13 protein-coding genes are annotated in these 13,244 nt (G+C 37.9%); 5 read left to right on the forward strand and 8 right to left on the reverse strand.

Annotation, left to right across the window (positions count from 1 at the left end; genetic code table 11):
• Positions 1-75: 75 nt before the first annotated feature.
• The 5 genes from ACG9ZL_RS05755 to rubA form a co-directional block, all read right to left on the reverse strand.
• Positions 76-1,290 carry a TCR/Tet family MFS transporter gene (locus tag ACG9ZL_RS05755; protein ID WP_419359385.1) on the reverse strand — a complete coding sequence of 405 codons (1,215 nt, stop codon included), beginning with the start codon at positions 1,288-1,290 and terminating at the stop codon, positions 76-78.
• A gap of 346 nt (positions 1,291-1,636) precedes the next feature.
• Positions 1,637-2,542 (reverse strand): LysR family transcriptional regulator OxyR, encoded by a 906-nt coding sequence (oxyR, locus tag ACG9ZL_RS05760; RefSeq protein WP_004717396.1) that lies wholly within the window; start codon positions 2,540-2,542, stop codon positions 1,637-1,639.
• A gap of 13 nt (positions 2,543-2,555) precedes the next feature.
• Positions 2,556-3,494, reverse strand: a complete 939-nt coding sequence (gene estB, locus ACG9ZL_RS05765) for an esterase EstB (protein ID WP_004823254.1) — start codon at positions 3,492-3,494, stop codon at positions 2,556-2,558.
• Between the two features lie 58 nt (positions 3,495-3,552).
• Positions 3,553-4,743: an NAD(P)/FAD-dependent oxidoreductase gene (locus tag ACG9ZL_RS05770; protein WP_419359387.1), complete on the reverse strand. Its 1,191-nt coding sequence runs from the start codon at positions 4,741-4,743 to the stop codon at positions 3,553-3,555.
• A gap of 104 nt (positions 4,744-4,847) precedes the next feature.
• Positions 4,848-5,012 (reverse strand): rubredoxin RubA, encoded by a 165-nt coding sequence (gene rubA, locus ACG9ZL_RS05775; RefSeq protein ID WP_004678010.1) that lies wholly within the window; start codon positions 5,010-5,012, stop codon positions 4,848-4,850.
• 492 nt (positions 5,013-5,504) lie between these two features.
• On the opposite strand from rubA, the gene ACG9ZL_RS05780 reads away from it, so the two are divergent.
• On the forward strand, positions 5,505-6,050 hold the full coding sequence (locus ACG9ZL_RS05780) for an adenine phosphoribosyltransferase (RefSeq protein WP_336951835.1): 546 nt from the start codon (positions 5,505-5,507) through the stop codon (positions 6,048-6,050).
• 146 nt (positions 6,051-6,196) lie between these two features.
• Here ACG9ZL_RS05780 and ACG9ZL_RS05785 read toward each other — a convergent pair whose 3' ends face one another.
• Entirely contained in the window at positions 6,197-6,700 is a 504-nt protein-coding gene (locus ACG9ZL_RS05785; RefSeq protein WP_336952131.1) for a YqiA/YcfP family alpha/beta fold hydrolase, read from the reverse strand.
• A gap of 321 nt (positions 6,701-7,021) precedes the next feature.
• Here ACG9ZL_RS05785 and ACG9ZL_RS05790 point away from each other — a divergent pair, with 321 nt between their 5' ends.
• Positions 7,022-7,465: an SRPBCC family protein gene (locus tag ACG9ZL_RS05790; protein ID WP_336951834.1), complete on the forward strand. Its 444-nt coding sequence runs from the start codon at positions 7,022-7,024 to the stop codon at positions 7,463-7,465.
• Between the two features lie 423 nt (positions 7,466-7,888).
• On the opposite strand, the gene ACG9ZL_RS05795 is transcribed toward ACG9ZL_RS05790, so the two are convergent.
• Positions 7,889-8,140, reverse strand: a complete 252-nt coding sequence (locus ACG9ZL_RS05795) for a hypothetical protein (RefSeq protein WP_419359389.1) — start codon at positions 8,138-8,140, stop codon at positions 7,889-7,891.
• 196 nt (positions 8,141-8,336) lie between these two features.
• Between ACG9ZL_RS05795 and lysS the strand changes: the two genes are divergently transcribed.
• Entirely contained in the window at positions 8,337-9,863 is a 1,527-nt protein-coding gene (gene lysS, locus ACG9ZL_RS05800; RefSeq protein ID WP_336951831.1) for a lysine--tRNA ligase, read from the forward strand.
• Between the two features lie 78 nt (positions 9,864-9,941).
• Here lysS and trpS read toward each other — a convergent pair whose 3' ends face one another.
• Entirely contained in the window at positions 9,942-10,955 is a 1,014-nt protein-coding gene (gene trpS, locus ACG9ZL_RS05805) for a tryptophan--tRNA ligase (protein WP_004717376.1), read from the reverse strand.
• A gap of 196 nt (positions 10,956-11,151) precedes the next feature.
• Here trpS and ACG9ZL_RS05810 point away from each other — a divergent pair, with 196 nt between their 5' ends.
• Positions 11,152-12,078 (forward strand): DUF808 domain-containing protein, encoded by a 927-nt coding sequence (locus ACG9ZL_RS05810; protein WP_419359391.1) that lies wholly within the window; start codon positions 11,152-11,154, stop codon positions 12,076-12,078.
• A gap of 51 nt (positions 12,079-12,129) precedes the next feature.
• A complete protein-coding gene (gene ypfJ, locus ACG9ZL_RS05815) occupies positions 12,130-13,020 on the forward strand; it encodes a KPN_02809 family neutral zinc metallopeptidase (RefSeq protein WP_419359393.1) in 891 nt (296 codons plus the stop codon).
• The last annotated feature ends 224 nt before the right edge of the window (positions 13,021-13,244 follow it).

Raw genomic sequence — 13,244 nt, forward strand, 5'->3', positions numbered from 1 at the left:
ACTTGGTTATTTTAGATTTAAGCTTTTTTAAATCAGCAATCAACGCTTCTAATAAAGCATTGAAGTTCTTAAATACTAGGATGACTTAAGCTGTTGTGGTTTTAAACTCGATAAAATTGCAGGTAGTGCAATTAAATAAATCATCGCGACAACCAACCATATAGCGCCAGTCCATCGTGTTTGGAAATGAAAGTAAAGTGTAGAAAACAATAAGGGGGCAATAATCGAGGCTAGACTAATGGTTGAGGTGATAACACCTTGAAACTGTCCTTGCTGTGCAGCTGGGATTTTTTGTGAAACAACAGCTTGTAGTGCAGGAGTACCAATACTTCCTAGGGCAAAGATCGGCATGATTGCAAAAATGATCCAAGCGTGTTGGGTAAAAGCCATGATGATTAATGCCATACATATACATGCCAGACCAATCAGCACGGTATTTCTTTCACCAAAATATCGGACGGCATGTTGAGGTATAAATGACTGAACCAGTACTTGGCATAAACCAAAAGTGCCTAAAGAAAGACCAACCCAAAATGTATTCCATTTAAAGGTATCATGTCCCCAAAGTGCCCAGCAGACACCATAAGCTTCACCGCAGGCGCTAAACAGAAAAAATATCAGTAAAATGGGCAGTATTTTTTTTTGAGCAAGGATAAAACTAAGACTTTTAAATGGATTCATTTCTAAACTGGAAAGTAAAGAAATCGCAGGTCGAGAAATGGTGGGTAAAGGATTGTTGCTTTGGGATTCAGGGAGTAGCCAGAATGCGATAAGCAAGTTAACTGTTGTTAAAATTGCCGCAACGAAAAAAGGTAGCCGTAACCAATACCCGCCCAATAATCCACCGAGGATAGGACCGAGAATAAATCCTATACCAAACATGGCACTCATTAAACCGAAGTATTTTGCTCGATTTTCTTCTGACGTGGTATCAACGATATAGGCTGAAGCCACGGACATATTGGCACTACTTATTCCAGCAATGATTCGTCCAATGAACAGCAAGATAAGAGAGGGTGAGCAAGCAAGAAAAAAATAGTTGATTGCAGAACCCGCAAGTGAAATCAGCAAAACAGGTCTTCGACCAATGCGGTCACTCAAAGCACCTAAGATCGGGGAGAACATAAATTGCATAAGCGCATACAGGCTTAGGAAAACCCCCATTAACAAGGCAACGTTATGCTGATGGCTTAGGTCTTTCAGTAGTGAGGGAAACAGAGGGAATACGATGCCAATGCCAATTGCATCTAAGACAATCGTTGAAAAAATAATATATAAAGGTCGGTTCATACGCGTCCTATCGAAAATTCAGGCACAGAAAACTGTGAAAACCTGTTAACGATGCTTGGAAGATTCAAGCCCTGTGGAACGCTGACCAATGCAAAGGATTGGATATGTGTCGACGAGATGGATGCATGCTTTTTAAAACAAGCTGAGGATAGGTCGATTTTTCGCGATTTTCATCGTAACAATACATACAAAAATAAGCGAGTATTTTGTACTGCTCAAATATTATCATTCTTGATCTAGTAAAAACAAGATCGTTTTAATTTTGCTTATGCTGAGGTGATCTATAGACTTTTTAGATCTTCAATAAAAAAGGAGTCAATCATGACTCCTTTTCAGTATTGGAAAATTAACGTAAATTTGGCGTGATTTTTTGAAGAATTTGTACCAACACATCAAATTCACTTTGTAGCGGTGTACTTTTACGTGTAACCAAAGCCAAAGTGCGTGAAGGCGCATTCTCAATAGGTTTAACCACAATCTGATCATTGTTTTTCAGCATATGTGCATGAATTGCAATCTCAGGAAGCAGTGTATAGCCTAAGTTTGAACTGACCATTTCCACTAAAGTTGGCAATGAGCTTGCTTTTAAACGGTGATCATTTTTACGCTCACCGATTGGGCAAACACTTAAGGTATGATCACGTAAGCAATGACCTTCTTCAAGGAGCATGAGATGAGAAAGATCTAAATCATCTAAGCTTCTTGCATTCATCGCATTTTGATCTGCTTTATTGCAGACTAAGAATAAATCTTCTTTCGCAATTTCAGCAACTTTCAAACCACGTGTGTCGAATGGTAAAGCCAGCATGATCACATCTAGATTGCCATGCTCAAGTTTTTCAACAATTTTTTCACTTTGTGCTTCATGCAGATGCAACTGAATTTTTGGAAGTTGTTTATGCACTTCTTCCAAAAGCTGCGACAAAATGAAAGGGGCGATGGTTGGAATAATCCCTAAATGCAAATCACCAGTTAACGGTTCACTCATTTCTCGACTTAACCGCATCAAGTCCTGAGCATCGGCGAGTAGAACACGGGCTCGGGCAACAACTTGCTCACCTAGAGGAGTTAAACGTACGTTTTGGCGATCACGTTCTACGAGTACGCCACCCAATAAACGTTCTAACTCCATGATTCCACCAGATAAAGTAGATTGAGTTACAAACGAACGGCGCGCTGCTTCAGTGAAGTGCAGCGTCTCAGACAGTGTCACTAAATATGACAACTGTCTTAGGGATGGTAATGCAGCCATAGTGTCCTAATGCTTATGATTTAAAATGATGTGCAAATAACCCGCTAAGTTGAGGAACAAAATGCGGTGGGATATCATGCCCCATTCCCTCAATTAATTCAAATTTAGCGCCTGAAATTGCTTTAGCAACTGCCTTACCATGACTTGGAGGTAGTAACCGATCTTTAGAGCCATGTAACACTAAAGTTGGCTTTTTGATCTGCTTATCCAATTTAAGTAAGGAACCTGTACATAATATTGCTAAAAACTGTTGAAGTACACCCGCTGGGTGATAACTACGACGATATAATTTACGAGCAGTTTGAATTGCTTCAACTTGGTTGATATAACCAGGTGAACCAATCATATGAAAAACTTTCAAGGAATGATTCACAATCCCTTCTTCATCACGTGATTCAGGTTTACCGATAAGACTAAAGAGTTGTTTTGGAAATGGTGGAGGTAGCAAAGGTTGATTATTACTGGTAAAGAGTAAGCCGACTTTATCAATTTTTTCAGGATATTTTGCTGCTAAAATTTGAGAAATCATCCCCCCCATTGAAGCACCCAAAATATGTGGTTTTTCAATGCCTAAACGATCAATCAATAATGCAACATCATCCGCCATATCAAATAAGTTATAAGGCGCGCCGTCATTTGGTAAGCCCAAAGCAAAGCGACCCATCAGCTTATAAGAGTTTAAACGTGGACCTTGGTGGCGAATTTTTGAAGATAAGCCAATATCACGATTATCAAAGCGGATCACATGAAAGCCTTGATCAATCAGTGATTTACAAAAAAAATCAGGCCAAAATAACATTTGCGCACCCAAACCCATAATCAACAGAATGGTCGGGTGTTGTGGATTTCCACCAGTTTCAACATGAAGCTGAATACCATTACCTAAGTCGACTTTGGTTTCATTCATGAACGAGGCATAAGGTGAAACTTGAAATTGAAGTGCGCTATTCATTTTTATTTTCCTAAGCAAGGATATTCTTTGATTAAAAAATATCCTTGCTATTAAAACCTTAAACGGATGTAGGAATCAAGTCTGGAACCAGTTTTGTTAAAGTTAAACGCTGTTTTCCAGCAGTTGCACCTAACAATACAAAACCACGTAAGGTACCTTCAGCATCTGTTGCTTTAGATAACATCCCATCTTCAAACTCTTCATTCTCCCATGTAACATCTACATCAATTGGAGCTGGAAGTACAGTCAAAGGTGCAGCTGGGGTTTTCACCGCGACTGGCATTGCAGGGTAGTGTACAGTGGTGGTTTGTCCACTCAAGGTTTTGGCTAATGCACGCGCTTGTTGCATGATTGGCATGACAAATGGCAAGAGTGTTCCATTCACTTCGGCACAGTCACCGATGGCAAAAATATCTGCTTGACTGGTTTCGAGCAAGGTGTTGGTAATGACACCACGACTGGTGTTGATTTCCGTAGCTTTAGCCAAGGCAATATTAGGTTGTAAGCCAATTGCAGAAAGCACAACATCCGCGAGCAAGGATTGACCACTGGCCAATGAAACGATATAACCACGCTCAGATTTAGAAACTTTTTCTACAGTGGTACCCAAGGCAAATTTAATTCCTGATTGTTCAAGATTGTCTTTAAATGCTTGTGCAACATGATTAGGCAATAAACGCCCTAAAGGTTGTGGTGCTAAGTCGATCACCGTAACCTGATGCCCAGTATTTTGTAAGTCATTGGCAAATTCACAACCAATTAAGCCCGCGCCTAAAATCACCACACGTTTGTTGCCACATTCACCCGTGCTGCAATTGTCTAAAGTTTCACGGAATGCTCGATAGTCAATTAGTGAGTTAACCACATGAATATCATCACTCCCATCACCAGCAATCGCTAATCGAATCGGATTTGCGCCCACGGCAAGAATAAGTTTTGAGTAGCCTTGAGTTGAAGATTGTCCATCTTTTTCAAGGGTTAATTCATGTTTCTCTACATCAATATTTTTAACCCATGTCTCTTTTTCAATCCGCATGTTCAGTTGGGTGCTCATCTTTTCAGCATCGCCTAAACCAATTTGTTCAGGTGCTTTTTTCCCAACCAATGCATTAGATAGGGTCGGTTTTGCATAATTCACCGCATCATCTGCGCAAATCATCACCAATTCCTGTTCGGTGTTTAACTTACGAAATTCTCTTGCAAGGGTATAACCCGCCATGCCAGAACCTATGATGATAATCGGTTGCATATCTTTCTCCATACCTGTTTCAAATTTAGCGGTGAATTGAGTAATTTTGTATTATTGAAAATAAATGTAAAAAGACCATGTGAACATGGTCTTTACGCAATATCTTAGATTTCGACCATTTCAAAGTCTGCTTTAGAAACACCGCAGTCTGGGCATGTCCAGTCATCAGGAATATCTTCCCACTTGGTACCTGCTGCGATGCCATCTTGTGGCCAACCTTCTGCTTCGTCATAAATCCAACCACAAACGATGCATTGATATTTCTTCATCTGATTCTCCGATATCTGACAGATGTTATGTTTTTTCTGTCAGTTAAATTCCTTCTGCTGCTTGACTCAAATAATATGCAAATAAAATGTGTACATATTCCTCTAAATTCTTACGCAGTTCTGTATCTAAAGTAAAGTAAATATCGGAGTTTATCTAACTAATCTCAAAGCTGAATGGCAGCTCAGGACAAAAGCGATGTTTATTATGCCAACTTTGTCAGACAATTTTAATTATAATCGTGTCGCTACAAGGGATGAGTACTGCTATAAATGTTTAAATTTTTTGTATTTAGACCAAGGTTAGATGAATATTTTAGACAATAATATTAAGCTAGAGTCAGTATGTTATATAGCCATTATTTTGTGTGAAAATGGACTTAATAAATTCAATAACTTAGGGTGATTTCAATAGAGGGTAGATAGCGAACTGCTGTCTATTTTGACTAAAAAACGTTAAAATTCGCATATTATTTATTTTTTAAATCTCTCCCTATGATCAACATATCTACTGCTTTGTGGTCAAATATCCGTGCTGTCCCGAATTTTCCAAAACCAGGTATTTGTTTTTATGATTTAACCCCATTGTTTATGAACAATCTTGTGGAGTTAACCGATGCATTGATTGCAAGTATTCCAGTAAAACAATTAAATGCAGTGGATAGTTTTGTTGCAGTTGAGGCGCGAGGTTTTGTTTTAGCAAGCTTATTGGCACAGCGTACGGGCAAAGGTTTATTACTGGTTCGTAAAGCAGGTAAGTTACCACCCCCAGTGATTGGTGTAGGCTATAGCTTAGAATATGGTTTAGATCGCTTGGAAATGTCAGCTGATATCAAAGCACAGAAAGTGATTATTGTAGATGATGTATTGGCTACAGGTGGTACTTTAAAAGCAGTCAATGAATTGATGCATAAATGTCAACACACCGTATTGGGTGCGAGTGTTTTTCTTAATCTAACTGATTTACATAAAGATCTTGATTTAAAGATTTGGTCAGTGCTTGATGAGCATTCAAAGCCAGTTGAACAAGCGGTTGCTTAAAGGCAATAACAGGTTAAGTTTTCGAACTCAATTTTTGTCATTGAATACTTAAATCATTTTGTTTGTCTGTCTCGTCGTGGGAAAAGCCTTGTAAATACAAGGCTTTTTTATGCCAAGTACGCCAATTTGTGCTTTGCTGATTTTTTTCAAGCAATAAAGGTTTGTTCCATATATTCAATTAAATGATTTAAGTTTTCAGGTTGGACTAAACGATGATGTCCACCTTCAACAGCTTCAATCTGCATATAGGATTCTAGTTGCTCAACTACTTTATACATATCTAAAACCTCATCACCAAGCTCCAGATAAGCAATCTGTGGTATATCATGGTCTAAATCATGTTCATCAATCGCTACATAATCCTCACGGAAATCTGGATCTAAGCTTGGATTTGCAATGATTGCAGGAATTCGATGTTGTTGTGACATTTTTAATGCCCAATATCCCCCTAAACTATGACCTACCAATAAATCGGGTTTAATTTTTTCAATAATATCTTGATAGAAACATTCAACCGTTTTGTAGTTAAGGTTACGGTAATCCACATCAATGCAGTATTTTTTTTCAGCATTTATTGCATGGAATTTTGTCGATTCTTTGGAAGAATCTAGTCCATGTAAAAATAAAATTTTAGAATGGATATTCTTCATTGTTATCGTTTTCATATGGTCTTTCTTTATTGAGCAAAGGTAGAAATTGAATAAAGCTAGAAAAAGTTATCAACGGATTTAAAATTTTCCATCTAACTATTTTTATATTCAAATATTCTACTTAGCTGCACTTTTTTAAAAACTTAGATTTTGGTCTAAGAGTATTATGTAACAGATCAATATGCTTGTTATTTATTGTTTAACATATTGAATGTTTAGGTTTAAATTTTTTAGGTTATGGATTTTTATTAACAAAAATTAATCATTCTGGGTTTTTATTGTACTAAGCTATAGATTGGATTAATAAAATAAGAGAAACAAATGATTACTTTAAGCTACGACATTGTCATTCAAGCGAATGCACAAACAGTATGGAATATCCTTTGGGATACGCATACTTATTCAAAATGGACCCAACCATTTTCTGAAACTTCGCAGATGCAGTCTGACTGGAAAGTTGGCGGGGAAACCTTATTTCAAGATGCCAGTGGCAATGGCATGGTCGCCACCATTGTAGAGTTGGAGCAGTTTAAAAAAGTGGTATTTAAACATTTGGGTGTTTTGAAAAATGGTGTTTTAGATTCAACAAGTGAAGATGTTGAAAGTTGGAGTGGCTCTTTAGAAAAATATTTCTTAAATGATCAGGATGCAACAACCACATTGTCTGCTGAAATAGAAACCTCTGAGGAATATAAGGACATGATGGATCGTGCTTTCCAGCAAGGGTTTGCCATAGTCAAATCATTGGCTGAACAAAACCATTGAGAAACTTTGCGCTTACTGCGTAGCTTAGCCCTAATGTTTTTTCTCATTATTTAATGGCATTGAATGATCAGTGGTTGTTCAATAGAAAATGATTTTGCCACACCATTTTCATTACGTGGTTGGAAGCGAATTTTTTCTAGTAATGGTTGGAGTATTGATTTCATATGTTCGTGAATTAAAGGGGGGGTAGCGGATATTAAGGATTTGCCCTTGTGCCTCTACTAAAAATTTTGCTGAGAGCAAGATATTACCTTGTTGATCAAATTTAATTTTATTCTGAGATGGCGTCTTACTTTGAGTACAAAAAGGTTCTAAAGCGCTTTGTAGTTGTGAGAAGTTAGGTTTTATGGCGTATTGGACGGTGGTGGGAAATTTAATAAACAGAATGTATTTTCCATAATATTATTTTGTTTTTACGATGTTTTACTCATCAAAATTAAGCGCTTTATTTTTAAAATCATTAGTGACCTGTGGTAATTGATCTAGAGTGAGTTTTTTTGCCAGTTCTAAAGCCCTTAAATTGAGTGCTTTTTGAGTGAGGTGTGGATTCATTAATTTGACTTGGCTTTGCAGACTAGTTCGATTTGGAGTGATTTCTAATTGCCAAATATAATCTTGATTATTGAGATTGGTACTTTCAATTTTTATGGGAAGATCTTTTTGAGTATTGCTCATAACAATGATTTGCTCGGCTCCAACTACAGTTGAAAATGACAAAACATTGAAAAGAATGATACTTTGGGCGAATCTTTGCCAGTATTTACTCATGATTTTTAATTTTTAAATGGTTCGTAGAGTTATATTCATACGCATTATGTTGTAAATCTGCTATGCTATGCAACTTCCGTTTTTTAATATAATCGAGGCAGAGATGACGCAACATAACGCTCAATCGACTTCTGAACAACACATTTCCGAAAACGATTTAATTGCACAGCGTCATGCCAAGTTAAAGCAAATTCAAGATCACGCCAAGGAAACAGGTGTTAGCGCATGGCCAAACACATTTAAACGTGAGCATTATGCGCAAGATCTACAAGAACAATTTGCAGATCAATCTAAAGAACAAATCGAAGCAGGCGAGCAAGTTCACGTATCTGTAGCGGGTCGTGTGATGTTGAATCGTGGTTCATTTATCGTGATTCAAGACATGACGGGCCGTATTCAATTATATGTGCCACGCAAAGAGCTTGCACCAGAAGTTTTAGAAACTGTAAAAAGTCTAGATCTTGGTGATATTATTGCTGTACAAGGTTATATCGGTCGTTCTGGCAAAGGTGATTTATATGTTCATATTGAACATTTTGAATTATTGACGAAATCTCTTCGTCCACTTCCAGACAAGTTTCATGGTTTGAATGACACAGAAGTAAAATACCGTAAACGTTATTTAGACTTAATTGTGAATGAAGAAACACGTAAAACTTTTGAAATTCGTGCAAAAGTTGTGTCTGGTATTCGCAACTATCTCATTAATGAACGTTTTATGGAAGTTGAAACTCCGATGATGCATGTGATTCCAGGTGGTGCGTCAGCGCGTCCATTTGAAACACATCATAATGCATTAGATATGCCATTATTCTTGCGTATTGCACCTGAGCTTTACTTAAAACGTTTGGTTGTTGGTGGATTTGAGCGTGTATTTGAAATTAACCGTAACTTCCGTAACGAAGGTGTTTCAACGCGTCATAACCCTGAATTTACGATGATTGAATTCTATCAAGCTTATGCTGATTACAAAGATCTTATGGCTTTGACTGAAGGTATGCTAGAAAAATTAGCAATCGACATCTTGGGCTCAACGGATGTTCCTTATGGTGAAGAAGTGTATAGCTTCAAAGGCCCATTTAAGAAAATCTCGATGTTTGATGCGATTCTTGAGCATAACCCAAATTTCACTGCTGAAAATGTTTCGGATCGTGAATTCTTGGCAACATTTATTCGTGAAGAGTTAAAAGAGCAAGTTAAACCAGGTTTTGGTTTAGGTCGATTACAAACGATCGTATTTGAAGAAACTGTTGAAACTCAATTACGTCAGCCGACATTTATCACAGAATATCCTGCGGAAACTTCCCCGTTAGCGCGCCGAAATGATGATAATCCGCATATCACTGACCGTTTCGAATTCTTTATCGGTGGTCGTGAGTTGGCAAATGGTTTCTCGGAATTAAATGATCCAATTGACCAAGCTGAACGCTTCCAAGCGCAAGTTGCTGAAAAAGATGCGGGCGATGATGAAGCAATGCATTTCGATGCTGACTTTATTGAAGCATTAGAATACGGTTTACCTCCTACAGCAGGTGAAGGTATTGGTATCGATCGTTTGGTGATGTTATTTGCCAATGCAGCAAGTATCCGTGATGTGATCTTATTCCCACATATGCGTCATAAAAATTAATTTATGATGTTATAAAAGATGTTGTAAAAAAAGCCACTGAATTCAGTGGCTTTTTTTTGCTTAGACAATCAGGGCATTTTAGAAATGAAATACGCCTAAACCATTTTTAATTTCATCTAAAGTATCTTGAGTGATGATACGGCATTTTTCCGTACCAGTTTTTAAGATATCCATGATGTAATCTGGATCTTTGGCAAGTTCCATACGACGTTCACGAATTGGTGTAATCAACTCTTTTAACACACCTTCAAGACGTTTTTTCACAGTACCGTCACCTAAACCACCACGACGATAATGTGCTTTAAGTTCTTCAACTTCTTCTTTATTTGGATCAAAAGCATCTAAATAGGTAAATACAATATTTCCTTCAACCTGACCAGGATCTTCAATACGCAGATGGTTTGGGTCGGTATACATTGCATTGACTGCTTTTTTGATGTCTTTATCGGTTGCATCTAATACAATGGTATTGCCCAATGATTTCGACATTTTTGCTTTACCATCGAAGCCAGGTAAACGGCTCATGTTAGATAAAAGCGCTTTACACTCTGGTAAAACCTCTTGTCCAATTTGACGGTTTAAACGCCGAACAATTTCATTGGTCTGTTCGATCATTGGAATTTGGTCTTCGCCAACTGGCACGACAGTGGCTTTAAATGCAGTAATATCGGCAGCTTGTGCAACAGGGTAGCAAAGAAAACCAGCTGGAATGTCACGCTCAAAACCACGTAATTGAATTTCAGCTTTGATGGTTGGGTTACGTTCTAAACGTGAAACCGTCACAAAGTTTAAATACAACATGGTGAGTTCATTCAACGCGGGTAAACAAGATTGAACACAGATTGTAGTTTTTGTTGGGTCAATGCCGACTGCTAAATAGTCTGTTGCTACTTCAAGAATATTACGACGAACTTTTTCAAAGTTATCCGCATTATCTGTTAAAGCTTGAGCATCTGCGAGAAGGAGGTGTTGATGATGAGAATCTTGTAAGCCTACTCGTGAGCGCAAAGAACCTACAAAATGTCCCAAATGTAGTTGTCCAGTAGGACGGTCGCCTGTCAAAATCACAGGACGATTATCTTGATTCGTCATTATCGCTTCCAAAGTCTTTATATAGACAGTCGTGTTTTATGAATGGGCACTATTGTACGAGATAATTTATTTTAATGTCAGCGAAAAATGGTGTAGAACCAATTTTTATCAATAAATGTGAAAATCTACAAAATTTTATATAGAAAAATGAATTTTCACTTTAAAATGACAGGATAACTAAAATTTTGGATAAAAAATGGCAAGTAGTCTATTAATATTATTAGATGATATCGCAGCGGTACTCGATGATGTTGCAGTCATGAGTAAAATGGCGGCTAAAAAAACTGCGGGTGTTTTAGGTGATGATTTAGCACTGAACGCACAACAAGTGAGTGGTGTAAGAGCAGAGCGTGAACTTCCTGTGGTTTGGGGTGTCGCGAAAGGCTCATTTATCAATAAATTAATTTTAGTACCTTTGGCTTTGTTGATCAGTGTAGTTGCACCATGGTTGATTAACCCATTGTTGATGATTGGTGGTCTGTTTCTTTGCTATGAAGGTGTTGAAAAAGTTCTACATAGTTTGCAGCATAAAAAAGCCAAAACAGGTGAAGCTGCGCAAGAGGAATTTGAACAAATTGAAACTGATTTAGCCACATTTGAAAAAGATAAAATTAAAGGCGCAATACGTACAGACTTTATTCTCTCTGCTGAAATTGTGGTGATTTCTTTAGGCACTGTTGCGGCTGCAACATTTGGTACCAAAGTGATGGTGCTATCTGTCATCGCAATTTTAATGACCGTCGGTGTCTATGGCTTTGTCGCCATGATTGTAAAGATTGATGATTTAGGTTTGTATTTAACCCAACAAACATCAAATGTTAAACAAAGCATTGGCCGTGGTTTACTGGTATTTGCACCAAAGTTAATGAAGACTTTAACAATTGTTGGAACCATTGCAATGTTCCTGGTCGGTGGGGGGATCATCACCCATGCTGTTTCAACTTTGCATCATTGGTCAGAAGAAGCCGTTGATCATATTCAACATATTCCAAACGTTGGTAGTGTTATTGGTGCATTAACGCCAACGTTAATCAATTTACTGATTGGTATCGTAGCCGGCTTAGCTGTGGTATTGGTTGTTGGACTTATTCAAAAAGTTCGTGGAAAATCAACTACTGCATAAATGCAAAGCACATTCTAAATGATAGCCAATATAAAATAAAAGGACCGATCTATGCGTTGGAAAGGACGTAGAGAAAGTGATAATGTCGAAGATCGCCGTGGTGGTGGTGGCGTAAAAGCGGGTGGGATTAGTGTACTAGGCTTAATCGTCGCTTTTGTTGCATGGAAATTCTTTGGTGTTGACCCACAGCAAGCCTATCAAGCGACTAAACAGGTGACTTCGGCTGGTGTAAGTCAAAATTCTGCACCGACGAATTTAACCCCTGAACAGCAGGAAACCTCATCTTTTGTTAAAACGGTTTTGGCAGATACCGAAGATACCTGGAAGCCAATTTTCCAACAACAAGGTGTACAGTATGTTTCACCTAAGCTGGTGATGTTTAGTGGTGCGATACAATCGGGTTGTGGTACGGCTGAATCTGCGATGGGGCCATTTTATTGCCCAGCAGACCAAAAGGTGTATATCGATACCCAGTTCTTTAAAGATATGCGCCAGCAGATGGGTATTTCTGGTGAAAAAAATCAATCTGAGCTTTCAGCTAAAGATGAAGCAGGTGATTTTGCTCAAGCCTATGTGATCGCGCATGAAGTGGGGCACCATGTACAGAATTTATTGGGAATATCATCTCAGGTTCAGCAAGCACGCCAGCGTGCCAGTGAAACTCAGGGCAATCAACTATCAGTTCGTCTAGAATTACAAGCAGACTGTTTAGCTGGGGTCTGGGCCAATCGTACTCAACAACGGACTCAGTTCTTAGAACAGGGTGATATTGAAGAAGCGATGGATGCAGCTGAAAAAATTGGCGATGATTACTTGCAGAAAAAAGCACGGGGTTATGTTGTTCCAGACAGCTTTACCCATGGTACCAGCCAGCAACGTATGCAATGGTTTAATATTGGTATGAATTCTGGTGATATCAATGCATGTGATACCTTTAAATAGATAGCTACTCAGTATTGCGTTAAAAAAGGGAACATCATGTTCTCTTTTTTTCTGAATCAATTTTTTCAAGCATTTTTTATGTTAAAAAATATAACCAGTAATCATCATATTTCAGTTTTTTTTGTACAATTATCCAGATTGTTAAATGGTCTCTTATTTTATATTTTATAAAAAAATGATTGAGTGTTTGATGTGCATTTAAATTAAAAATCTAAACAGGTTTC

The organism is Acinetobacter legionensis, from assembly GCF_048551735.1.
Classification (GTDB): Bacteria; Pseudomonadota; Gammaproteobacteria; order Pseudomonadales; family Moraxellaceae; genus Acinetobacter.

Bases quoted from the DNA above. Each gene is read 5' to 3' on its own strand.
- ACG9ZL_RS05755 (WP_419359385.1), bottom strand. From the start codon at position 1,290: ATGAACCGACCTTTATATATTATTTTTTCAACGATTGTCTTAGATGCA.
- oxyR (WP_004717396.1), bottom strand. From the start codon at position 2,542: ATGGCTGCATTACCATCCCTAAGACAGTTGTCATATTTAGTGACACTG.
- estB (WP_004823254.1), bottom strand. From the start codon at position 3,494: ATGAATAGCGCACTTCAATTTCAAGTTTCACCTTATGCCTCGTTCATG.
- ACG9ZL_RS05770 (WP_419359387.1), bottom strand. From the start codon at position 4,743: ATGCAACCGATTATCATCATAGGTTCTGGCATGGCGGGTTATACCCTT.
- rubA (WP_004678010.1), bottom strand. From the start codon at position 5,012: ATGAAGAAATATCAATGCATCGTTTGTGGTTGGATTTATGACGAAGCA.
- ACG9ZL_RS05780 (WP_336951835.1), top strand. From the start codon at position 5,505: ATGATCAACATATCTACTGCTTTGTGGTCAAATATCCGTGCTGTCCCG.
- ACG9ZL_RS05785 (WP_336952131.1), bottom strand. From the start codon at position 6,700: ATGAAGAATATCCATTCTAAAATTTTATTTTTACATGGACTAGATTCT.
- ACG9ZL_RS05790 (WP_336951834.1), top strand. From the start codon at position 7,022: ATGATTACTTTAAGCTACGACATTGTCATTCAAGCGAATGCACAAACA.
- ACG9ZL_RS05795 (WP_419359389.1), bottom strand. From the start codon at position 8,140: ATGAGCAATACTCAAAAAGATCTTCCCATAAAAATTGAAAGTACCAAT.
- lysS (WP_336951831.1), top strand. From the start codon at position 8,337: ATGACGCAACATAACGCTCAATCGACTTCTGAACAACACATTTCCGAA.
- trpS (WP_004717376.1), bottom strand. From the start codon at position 10,955: ATGACGAATCAAGATAATCGTCCTGTGATTTTGACAGGCGACCGTCCT.
- ACG9ZL_RS05810 (WP_419359391.1), top strand. From the start codon at position 11,152: ATGGCAAGTAGTCTATTAATATTATTAGATGATATCGCAGCGGTACTC.
- ypfJ (WP_419359393.1), top strand. From the start codon at position 12,130: ATGCGTTGGAAAGGACGTAGAGAAAGTGATAATGTCGAAGATCGCCGT.